This is a genomic window from Azotobacter tropicalis, from assembly GCF_059739045.1.
This window is the reverse complement of sequence record NZ_AP046060.1, coordinates 253234-270857: the sequence shown is the minus strand read 5'-3', so window position 1 is coordinate 270857 and position 17624 is coordinate 253234. Positions and strand designations below refer to the sequence as shown.

Sequence of the window (17624 nt, the reverse complement as noted above, 5' to 3'; positions counted from 1 at the left end):
CAAGAACCACGGCATACATTTATATCAAAACACCCCTACCACTCTCAGCAAGCTGCTGCTCATACATCACCCGGTTCACCAAACACCAGGCCGCCCGGTAGCCATGGATATAATCGAAGCGCTCGCCGAATGGATCGATCAGGTAAAAGGGATGCTCCTTGAAGCGCAAACCACCAGACGAATACTTTTCGCTGTGAATCCAGATCGTGTCATTGATGGTGGATATGGAACCCAAATCTCCCCAGGCGTAATTAGCCCCAGCACAAAAAATTCCCTCCGGTTTTATCTTGAACAACTCCATGAGTTTACCTGGTGCGATTTGCGAACAACCGTATGCAGTTCCCTCGGGAATTATCGGGGGCCAGAGTCTGCCGGGTGCCACTTCACGGAATTCCATGTTGGAGCTCTCCTTTGATAGGTCTGGAGTTGGGCCGGCCAGCCCGCTGCATATGGGCCGTGCTGTCCCTGCTTCACCTGGCAAGATGCACCAGGCGCGCCCACGATAGCAGAGCCATCCGGCCCACAGAGGTCCCCTGTGAGGCGCCAGCGAGATCAACCTCCCTGGCCCGCCTCCAAACAGCCTGCCTGGGTGTCCCTCGCCCCCCATTACCCATCGTGCTCACCTGGGCACCACCTGCTGATCGGTGCCCCTGCACCTGGACCATTCGTTTCGCTGGGGGTGAGGTGGGCTCGACCCCACTCTCTCGATCACCTGCTCGAGCTGCCACCAGCCTCTCGCTGACCACCCACCGCCTTGGCTCACCTCCGAACAGCCTGCCAGGGTATCCCTCGGCTGCCCCTGATGCCCGCCAAACGATCGGCACCCACTGACCCGCTCGGCCCCTCTTTCACCTTCCCCATTCGATCCGGTGGACTTCCACCCGCAGCTCAACCTGATCGCCCAGCGGATTTTCTCCTCTCGAATCCGGCTCCTTCAGCCCCACCACAATCCCGCTGCCCGACCATTATTCCGCCCTGTGGATGCCCCTTCGGAGTACCCCGACGCCGAGCAAATTTCCGCTGCGCGACACAGTGGTCTCCGACCCGCTTCGCGACACAAAATCGGCCAAAGTAGCGGACTACACATAAACTAATTATGTAAGTCTGGTGGCTCACTTACATATAGGGAAATCAGCGTTTTCAGCTGTCATGGCGCCAATCAGTGAAAACGGCCCTGCCAATCAGTGAAAGCCGTGTGGTTACTGGCTTTCAGCAATTTCGACGGGGGCATTGCCGGGTTTGGATGAGCCAATCAGTGAAAACGGCCAGTTCCAATCAGTGAAAGCCCCCGCCAATCAGTGAAAACGGCCCTGCCAATCAGTGAAAGCCGCGTGGTTACTGGCTTTCACTGATTGGATCTATCACACAGCCTCGCTCAGTGTCAGGTCATCGAAGGTCAGGACTCTCTGGTAGCGCCCAGCCCATGCCAAGGTGCTCCGGCGCAGGGCTCGGTTCTCCGCGGCCAGCTGGCGCAGCTCGGCCAGCCGGTTTTCGTAGCTCCTCACGAGCCGATTGAGGCGGCCTTTCACGAAGCTGAACGCCCCAGTCGGATACTTGTGGCCCAACCCTTTCGGGATCGTTCGCGTCACGATTTTTCCCTTCTCATCACCCAGGCCGGGATGCACTCGAGCCCAGTAGAAGCTGCAGGCATTGGGGCTGGTTTGCCGGATAGTGATCACCACCGGCACATGCGTTTTCTGCACCTCGGCCAGCAGCAGCCTGGCCTGCTCGAAATACTGCTCGGCGAGGTGCCTGGCCCGCTCCACGATGTCCTGGTAGGCGGCATCGAGGAATTCAACGGACTGCTCGGTCATTCGGTCGGTATCGATCATTGCTCATCTCCCCTATGGCTGGGAGGCATTGTCGGAAAGGCCGGCGATTTTGTGCGGCCCTTTCAAGCCACTTTTTGGCTTGAAAGGGCCACACAAGCCCCGCTCCGATGTGGATCATCGCAAGTGCGTCGTCATTCCAAGGCCATTTGGCAACCGTCTGGTGCTCGAGCTCGCCCGGGCAATGGAAGGAGTCTGCTTGCCGTGCCCCTCGTCGTCATTTGACGGCCGTTTGACAACCGTTTGATGTCGCCAGGGCGGACTTGGGATTGGCGAAGCCCCTCTTAGCATGAGCCCGTCGTCATTTGACCGCCGTTTGGTGTGCAGGCATTGCACCTTACCGAATCGAGGAGTGTTTCCATGAGCAAGAAAGTTGGACTGGATATTGGCTACAGCAACGTGATCGCCGTCTACAGTGGCGATTCCGGCAACCAGGAGTCCATCGTGAGGCCAGCGCGTGCCACGCCGCTGAACGCTCTGCCCAGGGATAGCGGCCTGCGCGCCGGCGAAGTCATCGTGGAGGTGGACGGACAGCCGTGGGTCGCCTTTGCCGGCCCGGGCCGGGCGAGCGATCGGGAGCTGCACAAGGATTACACCGCGTCCGACTATTATCAGGCGCTGTTCAAAGGAGCACTCCTTAATGCCGCCTGCAATAGCGATGTAGTCGACACGCTGGTAACCGGACTTCCGGTTTCCCAATTCCACGACAAGAGTTATGTTCGAGCCCTCAAGGAGCGAATGACCGGGCGTCACCGGATCAGTCCGAAGATCGAAATTGAAGTGAAGAAAGTTGAAGTCGTGCCCCAACCGGTAGGCACGCTGACCGATGTCTACTGCACGAGCGAGCATGCCGAAGTTATCGAAGAGTCCGTGGTGCTGGTCATCGACCCCGGTTTCTTCAGTGTGGATTGGGTCGTATTTATACAGCGCGAACTGGCCACCAAAACCAGCAACTCCAGCCTCAAGGCCATGTCGGTATTGCTGGAAACCTGTGCCGAAGAAGTTGCCCTGGACTTTGGAGGAAACCCGGGCACCGACAAGATCGAATGGGCACTTCAGGAAGGCAAGAACAGCATCATGTTGTTTGGCCGGAAAGTCGATCTGCCAGACTATCTGAAGCGCGCTTCGGATCGGGTCATTCCGACCGTCATGCGTGCAATCAAACAGGAACTGCGCAAGCTGGAAAACCAGGTGGACTGTGTGATTCTCGGCGGTGGCGGCGCTTCCCTGTATGAGAGTTATGCCCGCCAGGAGTTTCCCTCGGCGCTGATCCTGTGCTCTTCCGACATCATCCGCAGTAACGCCCAGGGTTTCTGGCATATCGCCCATTCCTGAACACGGAAGTTCGCCGAGGAAAACATATGAGACTGCAGGTCAGAGTGACGCCGGTTCATCAGGAATTGCTGGAGCATCTGGAGAGCATCGACAAGGAATATCGCGGCAAGCGATTGGTCGCCCTGGCAGCCATGCAACTGCACGAGATGAAAACTACTTCCTCCATTCGGGAGCACACGATTCAAACGCCGGCTATTCGAGAGCATCCCATTCAAGAGCATCTGCCGGCAACCGAGTCGGACGACAATTTGAAACCCAGGGTTCAGCAACGCACAGCCCCCAAATGGTTGTCAGGCCAAGAACATGAAAAGGAATAAAGCGAGCTCGATCATCCTGTTGGCTGTTTCCATCCTGACTGGGACTTCTGCCTATTCGGGTGGGTTCAGCCTGAAAGGTACGACATGGGAACGTGCCGCCGCCTCTGCCGCCTGCAAGCCCGATCCCTTGTTGCTCTATTCGTTGGCGCTGCAAGAGTCCGGGCATACCGTGAAAAGAGGATTCGTTGCACCCCACCCCTATGCACTGCGCAATGAACCGAGTGGCGCCCATTATCCAGAAACCCTGGATGACGCCAAATTAGTCCTGCAGCGCTATATAGCGGAAGACCGGCTGACCGATATCGGTATTATGCAGATCAATTACCGCTGGAATGCTCATCGGGTCAAGGAGCCGCATGAGCTGCTGAATATGGAAGTCAATATCCGCGTGGCCGCCGACATTCTCTGCGAGTCGATCAGGAGCCATCCGATCGACCTGCAACTTGCCATTGGCGGCTACCACACCCTGAACCCCAAACGTAATGTTCAAGCGAGGGCCTACGCGCAACGTGTATTGAAGATCTGGCGGTCTCTGAAACGGTTGAACGCAGGAGCGTGAATATGCTGAAGATCAACAAGGGAATGACACAGATGTGCTTGCGCTGGTTTATCGAAGGCACCGACTACAACATGGTGCACCAGTCGCAACGGATACATTCCGAGGACCTGGCTTATCTTTCCACACTGTCTCCCGAGCGCCTCGAGGCGCTGGACAGGCTTCCGGTTTCCCTGTTCCGGGTCAATTACAAAAGCCTGGATGCAAAGGATACCGGCTGCGGCAAGTTGGAGAACGAGGCGTTCCGAGAGACCGTGTACCGCATTTCCATGTTGACCGAGATCCAGAACTTCGCACTCCGTAACCAGCTCCACCCGCTGGTGGCCATCGGATTCGACGAGGACGGCTACAGCCGGTTTTCGAATGCCGACTTCCTGCAACGGCAGGCGTATGTGTACCGGGGCGACTTCACCATCCAATCGCGGGTGCGCATCAAGAAGCTCAACCTCGACCCGACGGACAAGATCGCTCTGCTGCAGGATACCTGCGCGATCCTGCTCGCCGAGTTCCGCTACCTGAAAGCGAACAAGCCGGAACACCTCGGGCCGGTGGCCGACTTCAACCGCGGCCTGATGTCGCTGGACGAGATTGCCGACCAGATGCTCAAGGCCCAGATCCAGCCGAAGCTGGTCGCCGCGCACACCGGCCATAATGAGCAGTGGATCGATGGCAAGAAGCGGGCAAAGGTACGCTCCGGCAAGATCTACAACTCCAAGAGCGGCCGTATCCGCTCCGCCGAGCGGACGATCGCCGAGCAGCCGTTTCACGCATTGCTCTATCTCGCCTGCTACCTGCTGCTGGCGGCGGATGGGGAGAAGACCCTGAACGCCAGGGCAGTGATCAAGGCCCACGAGGAGTATTGCAAGCTGTGTTCAAACCTCGGCATCGCCTACGACGATCTGCTCCTGGCCTCGAATGCCTTCCGGCTCAGCAACGCGATCAAAACCCAGGAGGCCAGACTGATGGAGTGCTCTCATTGCAAGCAGCTGGATGTGCAAACCATCGTCTCCCGCACAAGTGCTCGTGGTGCGGCTCTTAGTCCCAGCCAGGCGAGGCGTTCCCAAGGTCGCCGCCATCTCTGGTAGGGTTCTGCCCGGCATTCGTCTGGGCCGAAGGGCCCGGCTCCTGATCCACGAGAAAAGTTTTCTTGGGATTTGGTCTTTGGCGAGGAAGATGGAAGTGTCGAACAAGGGGAAATTTCAAATGCGAGACGACAAGGTTCAATGCCAATGCTGCGGCAAGTGGATGGTGCCACGACCGATTTTCAGCCGGGGAATATGGAGCAATGGCTGGAGAGTTGGTGGCGGCCGGGTCATCGGTAGCATTTGCCCCTTCTGTCTGGACGAGGACTGGGATGGGGTCGAGCGGGTGCATCGCGGTGTGCTGTTCAAGACAGTGGCTTTGGCGATATCCGTTTTTCTTGGTTACGTTTATGTTTTCGTTAGCCTAATTCCAGTACATATAATCAACGACTACTTCAATCATCAACCATCAATCAAAGAATATACAACTTGGCTGGCGGCCGCCCTTATCTTTGGCTCTATTTACCTCGGATACCAAACTTATAAGTGGCTGGTAAATACAACAAAGCTATCATTCTAGAATCCAATCAAAAAGAAGGGGGCTTAACGCCCCCTCTTCTCTAATCCTTACTTTCTATTTCCTCCTGCCTGTCCTGTTTGTTTTGAGCCGCATACCGTGCTCGGTACTCCCGGTCCATTTCTTTTAGCTGCTCATAAGACTCCATTCCGGTTTCAACTGCTTTTCAACTCCTGCGGCCACACCACTTACAACTTGTTTAGCTCCCACAATAAGTGTGTTGTTCGTACTGATCTCCAGAAGATTCTGGGCCGTATCCTCCATGGGCGTCGCAGATTGGACTTTGATCTCCGGCCCGGTAAGCCCCTGATCCGGCGCAGCTTTTACCAAGGCTGAATGGGTCTGCGCCGAGTCCTGAACGACCGCCGTGCTGTTGTCGTAGCTGTCCTGGGTGACTTGGGCTCCCGCCTCCTTGGTACTCTGATACCCCGAGCGGGCCATGTCCTTCTCGGAAGCGTAGGCTCCGCCGGCAGCTCCCCGCACGCTGTCGAACCGCTGTTGCAGCCCGTCCGCGCCGGCGATCGGCTTGTCGAGGCCGGCATTCTCCCTGGCATTCCCCGCCTCCACCCCGAAGTTGAACGGCGAGTAGTCCGAGCTGACCAGCTCGCCCATGCGTCCCGTCTGGATCATGTGCAGCGTGGCCGCGGCGATCTGCCGTTCGTGCAGGTCGGAAGACACCCCCTGGACCGTGGCCGTCCCCATCAGCGCGCGGATACTGTCCCGGTCGTCCAGGCTGCGCCCCGCCATATCGAGCATGCCCCGTGCCGCATCCTCCCGGGACTGGCCGCTGTTCTGGATGGAGAGCGCCGCGGCGGTGCCCAGGTTGAGGTTCTGCCCGGCGCCCCAGCCCTCGCGCTGCGCCTGAGCTTCCCGATAGGCACTCTGCGCCGACCGGGCCGAGGTCAGCGACTTCGAGACGGTCTCGCCGCTCGAGCTCTGCGACATCGCCTGGCTGTTGCGGGTGAAGGCATCGGCGGCGTTGAACACCGTGCTTTCGTTCATGCTGGCCTGCACCGCCTGCTGAAGCTGGCTCATGGCCTCACGGGCCTCCTGCTGCTGTGTCGAGGACATATTTCGGAACTGCTCGCTGTCTTCCAACCTCACACCCGCCACGCCGTACGGTATTGCTGCGCCCACCGACATGCCGTAGGTGCCCTGAGCGACCTGATCCTGACTGATGCCCAGCGAGTTCAGCCGGCGAGCCGCTTGCTGGTAGGCCGCATTCGTGGACAGCCCCATGCTGGACTGCATCTGCTCGCCCAGGCTCGCCAGGGTCTGACGCCCCTCCGCGGTGGACGACATCTGCGTGAAGCCCGCCTGCAGGTTCTGCTGCAACTGGGCCGTTTGCGTTTCCGCCGCCGTGCGGCTGCTCTCCACGACCGCGTCTGCCGCCTGCTGCGCGGAAATCTGCGGCCCGGTTTCGCGCATCCCGGACAGCGCCACGCCCTGGGTCACATGATCGGCGCTGTACATCGGCGTGGTGTTCAAGACGGGAGCCGGCTGGCTCGCGCGCGGCAGCACGTCCTCCGAGCGGAATTTCTCGGCCGAGGTCGCCTGCCCCATCACGGAGTTGAGCACGAAGGTCGAGCCGGACACGATGAACAGCGCCAGCGGCGGTACCGACGCGGCGAGCAGCCCCCCGACGCCCAGCGCCTTGGTGATCGCCTGGTCCATGTCGAGCACCTGCAGCATGGCGAAGCCCTCGCCGGTGGCGTCGTAGCCCATCAGGATGGACTCCATCTGCGCGCCGGCGTACCAGAGGGTGAAGGCGTTGACGATGGTCAGCAGCGGCATCCACAGTCCCACCGCCAGCGGCAGGATCAGGTATTTGCCCAGTACCGACAGGCCGGGCCGCCCCAGCATGAGGGCGAACGCCATGAACGGCGTCATGGCGTACAGCAGCCCCTCGAAGAAGGAAATCATCGGGCGCATGTAGTTCTTGAAGGAGTCGCCCTTGCCGGCCCACTGGATCTCCTGCTGGTTCAGGGACTCGCGCAAGGCCATGGCGGCGCGCTTCTCATGCCAGTGCTCGAGGGCTTTCACCCGCGAGTCGTTGAAGATCGGCATCACCAGGGCGGTCATCACGTACTGCTGGGCCGACTTGCCGCTCATGGAAAAGCTCTGCAGGGCTTGCTCGGCCGACCCATCCACATCGCCGCCGTCGGCCATGCGCCCGGCGGCCCGGTCTTCGGCGAAGCCCCGGTTGAGGATGTCGCCCAGCACGGCCTCGTAGGCGTCCGGCAAGGCGCTGCTCAGATAGCTCTTGGCCTCCGCGCAGCTCTTCAGGGGCTGGGCCCCCGATCCGTCATAGACGTAGACGTACTGGGAGGTGGCGGCGTTGGACATCAGTTGCGCCAGGCTGCCGGCCCGGTAGAGCTGGTCGATGCCCTGCTCGTTGCGCAGCGAGACCGGGTTGAGGGTGCAGAAGGTCAGGTACTCCTCGAGGGTCTTCGGCAGGTTGTGCCCCTCGCCGGCCCGGTAGGTCTGGAACTGCTCCAGCGCCAGCGGATTGCGCAGGGCATCGCGAATCCGGGTCAGCGAGGTCAGGCTGGAGAACAGTCCGTACTGGGTCATGCCCGGCGTGGAAAAGGCCTGCTCGGAGACCTTGCTGATGTCGTAGGAAATCGTCGACAGCACCGAGCCCACGAAGGCCGGCCCCAGGGAGACGTTGTCGACGACCCGCACCTGCCCGGTCACGGTGTCCTCGATGGTCACGGTGGTCGTCGGTCCGTAGAACACCATATAGAGCACCAGCATGACCCCGACCCGCTGGAAGGCGATCGGCTGGTTGTTCAGCACGGCCTGGAAGGCGATCAGCACCAGCCCCAGGAGGGCGCCGATCTTCGCCAGGTCTTCGGCATGGCCGCTGCCGGTGATCATCGCCGAGGCGTTGAGCATCATCTCCAGAAACTCGGCGCTGCCGACTGTGTAGATGGGTAGATCCATGATGCGCTCCTCCGATCAGCCGGCGTGCGAAGCCGTGGTGCCTTGCGGCAGCTTGCCCGGGTCCGAGTTCGGCGCCGTCTCGAGCAGATCCAGCGCCTGCTGGTCGGCATCCTTGTAGCCCCCGTAGCTCAGCAGCAGATCCCGGTACTCGCCCATCACCCGGTTGCGGGTGTCGCGCAGGTTGTCGAGGGCGTTCACCGAGTCGGCCATGGTCATGCTGGACAATCCCTGCTCGGTGACATCGAGCAGCTGGATGACGAAGGAGGTGATCGCGTCCGCCGCCAGCAGCTGGGCGTAGTTGCCCAGGTAGTCGTAGCCGGCCTGCGCGCCGTTCTTCTGGACGATTCTCAGCAGGTGCACGCCGATGCGGCTGCGGGTCAGCCAGTCCAGACGGGTGCCGTCCGATGGGGTGGCCGTGTTCTGGGCGAAGCGCTCGAACACCTGGTTCTGCTGCAAGTCGTCGACAATCTTGGCAGCCAGCCCCTTGAAGGTGCCCAGGCTGCGCGTGCTGGGCTCCAGGCACTGGTCGAGATCGTCGGAGGCGCAGTCGTAGACCCGGGTGGTGGTGTCGTCGTTACCCTCGACGAAGATGCGCAGCGCATTCTTGTCGATCAGCCGCGGGATCGGCTGGGGCACGAAGGTCTCGCCCCCGGCATCGTCCCCGGCCAGCACCACATTGTAGCTGCCGACCATCGACAGGATGAATTCGGCGTTTTCCTCGCTGCCGTACAAGACCTGGCTGCTCAGCCCGGTCTTGAGCATGGCGCACCAGAGGATGTTGCCGGTATCGGTGCAGGCCTTGGCCTTGCCGCTGCTCGCCAGGCGCTTGGCCGGCGACTCCTCTTTGGTCGACTTGGAGGCGAACAGGTCGGAGGCCACGTTTTCCAGCACGCCGCCGAGGGCCGACTTCAGATCGCGCTTTTCCGCGAAGGCATCCGCCGCGCCGGCCACGACGCCCTGCGCCAGCTGGCAGCTGTTGGAGAACATCTGGTTGAGCGACTGGATCTTGTTGGTCAGATTGCGCAGCACGCCGTTGGTGGCCGAGTCCATGGCCTCCATCGCCAGCTCGAAGGCGAAACCCGACACCACCCCCACGGCGTTGGAGGCGACGTTGCGCATCAGCGCCACGAACTCCTCGCCGTTGATGAAGGAGAACGAGCCGGTGTAGAGGTTGATCCCCCCGCAGCCACCCTTGGCCGACGGTGCGGTGATCGAGACGAGGTTGGCGGTCGAGATCCGGTTGCGCAGGGTGACGCTGCCGCCGGTGACCACGCCGCGGGTGGCGGTCTGGTACGAGCCGGGCGCCGTGGCATTGATCAGACCGTCGTACATGGCGTGGATCTGCTGCTGGACATTGGCGATCGAGGCGACGGGCGCCAGAACGGCCATCGCCAGGACCAGGGGTTTGAGCTTCATGGGTTGCCTCCGTTTTCGTTGAGATAGGCGCGGCGTGCCGCCTCGCGCAGGCGGTTGACGAAGGCCTTGCGGTCTTCGGCGATAGCGGGCGGAGCGGTTTTCATCGCCTGGCTGTCGATCAGGCCGATGGAGGCCAGGCGCGAGGTGGCGTGGTATTCCTCGGCGCTGATGAGGCCGGTCTGGCGGGCCACGTTGAGGATTCGGCTGGTCGCCGTCTCCATGGAGACGGTGCTGTAGCTGATGATCTGCGAGCCGTGCGGCGGGACCGCCAGCGCCATGGCCGGGGCAGTGACGACCCCGAGCCGGTCGGCCAGCCCGGTGTCGGTCTGGTAGATGGGATAGGCCCCGCTGGGCAGGGGCTTCCCATCCAGGGAGACCGGGATGACGCTGAAGCCGTAGCGGTGTTCGAGAGCGGCGAGCGCGGTGACGGCCTGCTCGCACAGCGGGCACTGCTCGCCCTTGAAGAAGAAAACGATCCCTGCATTTCCCGCGATCATCTTCAGCAGCGTTTCCTTCTGCCGGCCGGCGGCGCTGGCCAGGGCATCGGAGGCGGCGTTGGAGGCGGGATAGCGCAGGTCCTCGTCGAGGAACGGGTCGTTGCGGATCACTTCCATGGAGCGCCGGGAGAAGCGCTCGGACTTGTCCATCATCAGGCGCTGGGCGTAGTAGTACGCCTGGAGGTTCTCGTCGCTGGGGTTGTCGATGGCGGCCTCGCGCAGCTTGGGCAGGACCTCGCGGATCCAGGCCACCGTCCCCGGCTTCGGCCCGGCCGGGGGCGCCGGCGCGGCCTCGGGGGCGGCGGCTCGGGTGGCTTCGGAGCGGGATCGGTAGCGGGATCCGGTTCTGGCTGGGGCTCGGGCGGCGCTTCGTACCAGAACCAACCGCGTTCCTTGTCCTGATAGAAGGACTCGCCGGCGAGCGCGGGCGTGTGGTCGGGTTTGGCCGCAGTCGCAGGGGGCGTTGCAGGGGCTTCGGCCAGGGCCTGGCCCGTCATCGCCATGGCCAGGGCGATGGGGCTGAGATGTCTGAAATGGGGCATGCAATCAACCAGCAGTCGGTGACAGGAGTCCCGATTGTGTTGATTGGCAAGAGGGCTGTGTGGCCATTTCAGGCCATTTTCTGGCTCGATTTCGGCCTTGAAAAATCTCACCCCAAGCATGGGGTGAGAAAGCTAATGGGGCCGCTGCTTGAGAATGGAAGCGACCCGAACCTGCCGGTCATATCAGGCAGCAAGCGGACAATTCTGTTGAAAAACTCTTTCGACTGGTTTTCAAGCAATGGGATGGACTTCTTCTCACCCCACTTCGGAGCTGCTGAAGTACCAAGATGATAGGTGTGAGTTGCCAGCCATCATTAGGTTGAAGAGAAACCCAAACATTAGCCTAGTGGTCGGCAAATAGGCTGGGCATAGGTGGGGCTCTGGCTGGTCAAATGGGCGTCGATTTTACAGAGAGGCGGCAAGTTTTAGAGGTGGCCTGCAAGCAAGGTACTCCTCAAGTGCAAAACCATGGATTTGCAGAGCGGTATTGGCCTGAACTTCCACGGAGCTGCCATTTTTTTGAGCAATTCGGCAGGGAGGCAGGAGGTCGCGTGGCTTTTTCAGGCCTACCTGAATGCTATGTCAATAGCAGTCCATGATGGTGCCGACAATCTCTCGTGACTGTTCAAGAACTTTCTCCAGCGGTTCTCTTGAGTCAAGGTCAATGATGGGGGCACCGTTGAAAGATAATTTGGGGACGACCTGAATTTTTTTCTTTAGAGAGGAAATTTGGTGGTCAGGTTTGCGTCTGGCTGCTGTTTCAAGATCGACATTCAGTCGCAGCACAACATCGGGACGAAGTGCCGTCATCTTCCTGTAAAGCCAGAACTCCAGATGCATAAGCATCTTTGCTCCGACGTCCGCAAGCTGCCGGCCGGTTAAAAGTGGACCGTCCATAGCGCCGGGCTCGGCTATTTGCGGGTAACGATCTGTTAGAACCGCACGCCCCATGCAATGAAAGAAAAACATTTTCGTAAATCGGAGTACACGTCTCATGGACGCTATGAACATGACCAGCGCGACCGGAAAAGATATGCCATTTTGTCGTGCGGATACTCCCGCTTCTTTGATGCGGCTATCAACCTTCTTTCCTAAGGAATGTTGGCGCATCGCTCTTCGCAGGTTGCCCGTCTGTTTACCTAGATGACACAGGGTCGTAGGGCGATAAGATGACATGAAGCGCAATATTTCGTGGCTTACGGTCGTTTTTCCACTGCCATCTGAGCCGACGATTGCAATGATCGGAGCCTTTCGCCCCGGTATTCTAAGAAAATGCATACTTTTATAGCTCGCCAATTATAAATACCTCATCGCCAAGCGGAGTATTTCGTGGAAGCACCTACCGAAAGCGAGTACGGTGAGGTCTGGTGTGAGTGGAGTTTGGTCTGGCTGCTGGCAGCGAGACTCGATGAGCCGCACGCGGAAGGAGCAGTGCGCCCGTCGGCAACATTTCGAGCGTCTGCAACGTACCGGTCGGGTGATCGGCGATTGGGTTCAGTTCTACAACCACTATCGACCGCATTGACCGCTGGGTATGAGAGCGCTGGCCGAGAGCTAAGTTTTAGACGCATAATTTATGCAGATCTTGCTGGGTCATGACAAAAGCCCGAATCCTGCTGGCAATTTCCTCTGGCAACTTAAATAACTGTTTATCATAGTCGAGCTCATTCCGGATTCGTTTCAGAACAAGGTCATCATGCATGTCTCCCATGAGGCCATTTATGGTGGCCAGGTAGAAAGAAAGGACATCAAGCTCGGGAGAGGGATAGAGCGCGCGGCGTGTATCATTCAATGCTGTGCGGCGACTTATGATTTTGCGTAGATTGTGAAACTGCCGGGCCGTAAGGTATGCCCCTTCTTGCGTAGCATCGGCGAGATGCTGATTTTCTGCCGCAAGATAGCGCTGGAAGCTTTCGATGGTAGAGGTCTGAGCATCAGCAATGCTCTTACGCAAAGCCTCAAAGAAACCCGTCTGAAGCCGGTACCAAAGCTTGATGCCCAGCTTGAGAGTTCGAATCCTTTGGCCATGCTTGAAGGCATCCTGGAAATCGCCCATCAGCCGGGTAGTGGAATGAAGTATCTCCGGGTATGAGTGTTGCTCGCTACAGTTAGTGCAGGCAAAACGCATATGCTTGAAGCGTGCGCGTATGAGCTTGAAGCTGGTGGCCTGGTCGGGAGTGGCTGAGCAGCGAACAGCAATGGTTGCAACAAGGCGCCGGGCAGAGGACGCACTCACGCCGGAGGCCAGAAGCTGCCAGGCTAGACGGTAACAGTCAGCCAATTCTGCCGCTGTAAAATCAGGCACGGGCTTTGTTGGGCAGTAGGCCTCCAAATCAATTTCGTCATCATCCAAGATGTTTTGCATTAAAGCCGCAAGCTGAGCTTGGGTAGCTTGTGGAAAATCAAGAGAAAAAGAAGAGCATGACATTAGGAAGCGCTGCCTATCTGCTTGAAATAAGAATGATTTGATCTGGTAGTTTTCGGAAAATACTCGAGCCTTGTGGATTAACAAGGCCATGATGCCTAAATTTCGACTGCTGTGCCTGCAGAGGGCGATATGTCTTCTCAGTTGGCTAGCCAATGGATGCTTGATAGCGTGTCTCCAGAATAGCCCCAGCCCCTGAGCCATCGGCTGGGGTTCGGCCTGGGGCGGCATCGAAGCCGCTGCCCGCAGCGCATCGAGATCCTGCTGCTGATTGCCGTGCTGGCCAGCTATGTGCTGTGCCTGCAGGCGCGGGAGGCAGGACGCGAGCGGTGCTTTCAGAGCAACAACGTCAAGGACAGGCACGTTCTGTCGCTGTGGCGGCTGGGGCAGGAGTATGCACGCACTTATGCCGGGGATATTTCCCGGAAGAGGCTGCGGGAGCAGGAGTTGGCCCTGCGGCAGGAGTTCCACCGGCAAGCGCAGGAACTCGGGTGATTTTGTGGGGGTCACTCAGGCACAGAGTACCTTTTAATGTCCGTCTTGAGGGCACCTCTAAAAACCAGCCCGGCCGCCGGGTAAGATCATCCGCCTGTTGATCACCCGGAGCCTGCTGATGTTCAGTCTGTTTGCCGACCAGGAGCGAGAAGCCAGGCTCGATAGCCTGGGCGACCCACTGGCTCTACTGGACAAGCATGTGGACTTTGTCGCCCTGGCAGCCGAGATCGACCGCAGAACTCCTCGCCCCAGCCGCGCCAAGGGCGGTCGGCCGCCTTATCCAACAGAGCTGATGACGCGCCTGCTGGTGCTCCAGCAGTTGTTCAACCTGTCCGACGAGCAGATGGAGTTCCAACTGCTCGACCGCATGAGTTTCCAGCGTTTTGCCGGGTTGAAAAACTCCGGCCGAGTTCCGGATCGCAACACGATCTGGGTCTTTCGCGAGCGCCTGGTACAGGCCGACGTCGAGCACCAGATCTTTGCCGAGGTGCAGCGCCAGTTGCAGGAGCACGGCTTGCGGGCCCGCGAGGGGCAGATCATCGATGCCAGCATTATCCGGGCACCGATCCAGCACAACACGGCCGATGAGCAGGCCATGGTGAAAGAGCAGGCCGTACCGGTCGAATGGTCGCCCGCCAAGCGCCGGCAAAAGGATGTCGAGGCGCGCTGGACGAAGAAACACGGCAAGTCGTACTTCGGCTACAAGCTGTCGGTCAGCGTGGATCGCCGGCACAAGCTGATTCGCTGCGTCCGGGTAAGCGATGCCAGCGAGGCCGATACCCAGCATTTGGTGGATGTGCTCGACCGAAGCAATAGCAGCCGGGAGTTCTGGGCGGATCGCGGGTATCACGACAGACCCCGGGAGCGCTGGCTCCAACTGATCGGCTGGAGGCCATCTATCCAGCGCAAGGGCCAGGCCGGCAAGCCGATCGGTGAACGGGGCAAGGCACGAAACAAACGCATAGCCAGTCCCCGAGCCCGGGTCGAACATGTCTTTGCCTGCCTGGCCCAGATGGGCGGCAAGGCCGTCCGCAGCATCGGCCTGGCACGGGCTGAGTTTGGTCTGACGCTCAAATCGGCGGTGTACAACCTGAAAAGGATGAGCAGTCTGCTGGAAATGGCCTGATCCAGGCCTTTGGCCGGGCTGCCTCGGGCCGCTTTACCGTGTGAGCGTCGAGCCTGACGGGTAGCTCTGCTGCGAGCACGAGCGTATTTCATCGCTCAGCGTGATTCGGAGGGCGGTTTTTAGAGGTGCCCTTGAGTCGGTTTCTGCCTATCGACCACGAAAAGGCACAAGGCCTACCGCACCGCTCGGTAGACCTCGGCCTGACGCTTCGAGAAGCCGAACGGGCCGTGCTCCAGAAGAACGTCGTTCCAGTCGACTCCCTTGGCGCCGTCCGGGATCGGCAGCCAGGGCAGCAGAATCTGCGCCTTGATGCCCATTTCCCAGAGGCGTTTTTTCAGTGCGAGCGCGGCCTTCTGGCCACCCTCCCTGCGGTCCTTGTCCGCCCAGATACGGACGGCAGTGACCGCCGGCGGCGGCATGAAGTGCTCGAGCAGGTAGGCGTTCACCAGGGGCCAAACCGGCAGGCCCGTGGCGGTTTCCACTGCCAGAGCGGTTTCCAGCCCTTCGCACACGTCCACGACCGCTCCCGGCTGGGAAGTCCGAATGCCGCCCCCTGGCAAGGAGCGATCGCTCGGGATCGGGAACATCTTCTTGGGCGACTCCAGAGGAGCCTTTTCACCTTTGGCCGTCAGGTAGATCCGCTGGATCGTCACCGCCCGTCCCTCGACATCCGAGATCAGGGCCACGATGGCCGGGTGCCGCGTGCGTTCCCGGTCCTTCCCGCGATGGGTCAGACACGGATGAAAGCGCACGCTGCGCGCCAGGCCCGGACGATCCCAGGCAAGGATTCCCCTCGACCGCAGGTACAGACGCGCCGGTTCTGCCGCCGGGTGCGTGAGCGGTACGGATTCGCTCCACACCTTGCGCAGGGCCTCACGCAGCCAGCTGTCGCTGGGCGGCAACGTGACCACCGGCTGGCGCGGAATCACTTCCTTCGGTGGCTGCACGTTGCCGTAGCGACCGTGAGGATCTTTCACCCCCAGCAGCGAGCCGACCTCCTGCAGCACCTCATGGAAGCCCCAATCCCGCACCCACATCAGCAGGGCCAGGCCGTCCGGCTTGATGCCACAGGTCTGACACACGCCACCTCCGGACGTGCCGGCGGTTTTCCTGAACACCCGGAAGCCGTCCTTGCCGCCGTGAACGGGACAGTGACGGGCAACGCCGGGTTGCGTTTGAGCGTCGACCAGTTCAGGGGCCAACAGTTGGTAGATGTGTAGCCAACGACCTTCGGCGGCAGCGAGCACATCTTTTTTCTCTGGAGCGTAAACGCCCGTCGAGCAAGCAGACATCGTGACCTCCTGGGGATGAATGAGCGCCCGGACGGGCGCTCATGGCTGGCTACTGCACGGCTTCGATCGACCAGGCGTTGCGCAGGGCGTCTGCCCAGTCCTGTTCAACCACGCCGTTCACTCGCTTCGTCTTGAGCACTTTCACCGGGGTTTTCCCGTGGAAGGTCAGGGTGATTTCCTGGCCCTGCCGAACACCGCTCTGCCGCAGCGCGGCGTGCAGCTCGATGCCCCAGACCAGGTGCTTGCCGATCCGCAGGAAAAACGACTGGGGGTTTTTCTTGTGGAACCGGTAGGGAGCGAAACCCGAACCGGCATAGAGCCCGGTGACGGATTCCTGTGGCGCCTGAAAGACCTTCTCCAGCGCCTTCTCCCGCTTCTCGACAGCCTCCGTGGCGCAGGCTGCCGGCTGCTCGCAGGACTCGTCCCGGGCGATGAATTCGCCCAGAACCACGCCTTGCTCAGCCTGTGGTCGAACGTCCTCTGCAGCCGTCTCCCCTTGCGCTGGCGCAGGAAGGTCGGAGCGAGGTAGCGCTCGTAATCGATGTCCGAAGAACACCAGACGGCGTGGATACAGCCGCTTTGCGGCGCCCTGGTCGCTTGGAGGCGAGCCAGACGGCGGCGGGCTTTCATGCCCAGCAGAACGACCCTCAGGTACTGCGGTGCGTAGAGCGCCAGCACGGAGACCAGCACGCACAAGGCAAACAGAAAGAGGGGCTTTTGATCGTCGGAAAGGATGATCCCGGCAACGACCGAGAGCATCAGTCCCAGGGTGAACAGAACTTTTGCCTTCAGCGTTTCTTGAGTGGTCACTTCGAGTTCTCCATTCATCAGGACGGAGAACGCCCCTACGGGGATATTCCCCGTCAGGGTATAAAGTTTTGGGTAGAGGCTTACGAGTCAGCCATTATCAAAGGTTAAATCTCGGTACTACCTATCCATTGGCTCCCCAGATAGGCATCACAGACATCGAGCTCGCCCAACAAGGCTTCGAAATCGATAGCCCTTAACTGCGCGAAAGACCAGGGAGCCGCTTTGGATATGGTCAGGAGGATTTCGCCTATCGGTCCTTTGATAATCAAAGGTTCGGAAGTCTCCAACGTAGAGACATCGAAGCCTTTGAGATCGAAGACAAATTTAATATGGAACATTCAGGTTCTCCTTTCAGATGTCGGAGAACTTCCCCGAACGGGAATGTTCCTCGTCAGGGTTTCGATAAGCAAAAAGGAGGCTCAAGGGCCTCCTTCTTTTT

General features: G+C 59.9%; 17 protein-coding genes and 1 pseudogene. 9 read left to right on the top strand and 9 right to left on the bottom strand.

The window, feature by feature from the left end:
- Positions 1-19: 19 nt before the first annotated feature.
- Together Atro_RS23330 and mobI are read right to left on the bottom strand one after the other, a co-directional pair.
- Positions 20-397 (bottom strand): hypothetical protein, encoded by a 378-nt coding sequence (locus Atro_RS23330; RefSeq protein WP_497927823.1) that lies wholly within the window; start codon positions 395-397, stop codon positions 20-22.
- Positions 398-1361: 964 nt separating this feature from the next.
- A complete protein-coding gene (gene mobI / locus Atro_RS23325; RefSeq protein ID WP_497927822.1) occupies positions 1362-1832 on the bottom strand; it encodes a conjugative transfer protein MobI(A/C) in 471 nt (156 codons plus the stop codon).
- A 357-nt stretch (positions 1833-2189) separates the two neighbouring features.
- Between mobI and Atro_RS23320 the strand changes: the two genes are divergently transcribed.
- The 5 genes from Atro_RS23320 (at position 2190) to Atro_RS23300 (ending at position 5639) form a co-directional block, all read left to right on the top strand.
- Positions 2190-3164, top strand: a complete 975-nt coding sequence (locus tag Atro_RS23320; RefSeq protein ID WP_497927821.1) for a ParM/StbA family protein — start codon at positions 2190-2192, stop codon at positions 3162-3164.
- A gap of 26 nt (positions 3165-3190) precedes the next feature.
- Positions 3191-3481, top strand: coding sequence for a hypothetical protein (locus tag Atro_RS23315; protein ID WP_497927820.1), 291 nt, complete (start codon positions 3191-3193; stop codon positions 3479-3481).
- Positions 3468-4040, top strand: a complete 573-nt coding sequence (locus Atro_RS23310) for a lysozyme family protein (protein WP_497927819.1) — start codon at positions 3468-3470, stop codon at positions 4038-4040. Before Atro_RS23315 ends, Atro_RS23310 begins: the two co-directional genes overlap by 14 nt.
- 2 nt (positions 4041-4042) lie before the next feature.
- Positions 4043-5122 carry a hypothetical protein gene (locus Atro_RS23305; RefSeq protein ID WP_497927818.1) on the top strand — a complete coding sequence of 360 codons (1080 nt, stop codon included), beginning with the start codon at positions 4043-4045 and terminating at the stop codon, positions 5120-5122.
- An 88-nt stretch (positions 5123-5210) separates the two neighbouring features.
- Positions 5211-5639 carry a hypothetical protein gene (locus Atro_RS23300; RefSeq protein ID WP_497927817.1) on the top strand — a complete coding sequence of 143 codons (429 nt, stop codon included), beginning with the start codon at positions 5211-5213 and terminating at the stop codon, positions 5637-5639.
- Between the two features lie 123 nt (positions 5640-5762).
- On the opposite strand, the gene Atro_RS23295 is transcribed toward Atro_RS23300, so the two are convergent.
- From Atro_RS23295 to traF, 3 genes are read right to left on the bottom strand one after another with little or no spacing between them, the layout of a single operon-like run.
- Positions 5763-8582 (bottom strand): conjugal transfer protein TraG N-terminal domain-containing protein, encoded by a 2820-nt coding sequence (locus Atro_RS23295; protein WP_497927816.1) that lies wholly within the window; start codon positions 8580-8582, stop codon positions 5763-5765.
- A gap of 15 nt (positions 8583-8597) precedes the next feature.
- Positions 8598-9998: a conjugal transfer protein TraH gene (locus Atro_RS23290; RefSeq protein ID WP_497927815.1), complete on the bottom strand. Its 1401-nt coding sequence runs from the start codon at positions 9996-9998 to the stop codon at positions 8598-8600.
- Positions 9995-10879, bottom strand: coding sequence for a conjugal transfer protein TraF (gene traF / locus Atro_RS23285; protein ID WP_497927814.1), 885 nt, complete (start codon positions 10877-10879; stop codon positions 9995-9997). Before traF ends, Atro_RS23290 begins: the two co-directional genes overlap by 4 nt.
- 140 nt (positions 10880-11019) lie before the next feature.
- Between traF and Atro_RS23280 the strand changes: the two genes are divergently transcribed.
- Positions 11020-11328, top strand: a complete 309-nt coding sequence (locus Atro_RS23280; RefSeq protein ID WP_497927813.1) for a hypothetical protein — start codon at positions 11020-11022, stop codon at positions 11326-11328.
- 291 nt (positions 11329-11619) lie between these two features.
- On the opposite strand, the gene Atro_RS23275 is transcribed toward Atro_RS23280, so the two are convergent.
- A complete protein-coding gene (locus tag Atro_RS23275; RefSeq protein ID WP_497927812.1) occupies positions 11620-12333 on the bottom strand; it encodes a nucleoside/nucleotide kinase family protein in 714 nt (237 codons plus the stop codon).
- Between the two features lie 112 nt (positions 12334-12445).
- Between Atro_RS23275 and Atro_RS23270 the strand changes: the two genes are divergently transcribed.
- The 3 genes and pseudogenes from Atro_RS23270 (at position 12446) to Atro_RS23260 (ending at position 15083) form a co-directional block, all read left to right on the top strand.
- Complete coding sequence (locus Atro_RS23270; RefSeq protein WP_497927811.1) at positions 12446-12562, top strand: IS3 family transposase; 117 nt, start codon at positions 12446-12448, stop codon at positions 12560-12562.
- 1098 nt (positions 12563-13660) lie between these two features.
- A pseudogene (locus Atro_RS23265) lies at positions 13661-13957 on the top strand (IS4 family transposase); the annotation flags it as partial.
- Between the two features lie 97 nt (positions 13958-14054).
- Positions 14055-15083: an IS5 family transposase gene (locus Atro_RS23260; RefSeq protein WP_497927810.1), complete on the top strand. Its 1029-nt coding sequence runs from the start codon at positions 14055-14057 to the stop codon at positions 15081-15083.
- A 173-nt stretch (positions 15084-15256) separates the two neighbouring features.
- On the opposite strand, the gene Atro_RS23255 is transcribed toward Atro_RS23260, so the two are convergent.
- From Atro_RS23255 to Atro_RS23245, 3 genes are all read right to left on the bottom strand, one after another.
- Positions 15257-16375, bottom strand: coding sequence for a DUF7146 domain-containing protein (locus Atro_RS23255; protein WP_497927809.1), 1119 nt, complete (start codon positions 16373-16375; stop codon positions 15257-15259).
- Between the two features lie 49 nt (positions 16376-16424).
- Positions 16425-16826 carry a hypothetical protein gene (locus tag Atro_RS23250; RefSeq protein ID WP_497927808.1) on the bottom strand — a complete coding sequence of 134 codons (402 nt, stop codon included), beginning with the start codon at positions 16824-16826 and terminating at the stop codon, positions 16425-16427.
- Positions 16827-17289: 463 nt separating this feature from the next.
- Positions 17290-17523 (bottom strand): hypothetical protein, encoded by a 234-nt coding sequence (locus Atro_RS23245; protein ID WP_497927807.1) that lies wholly within the window; start codon positions 17521-17523, stop codon positions 17290-17292.
- Positions 17524-17624 lie beyond the last annotated feature (101 nt).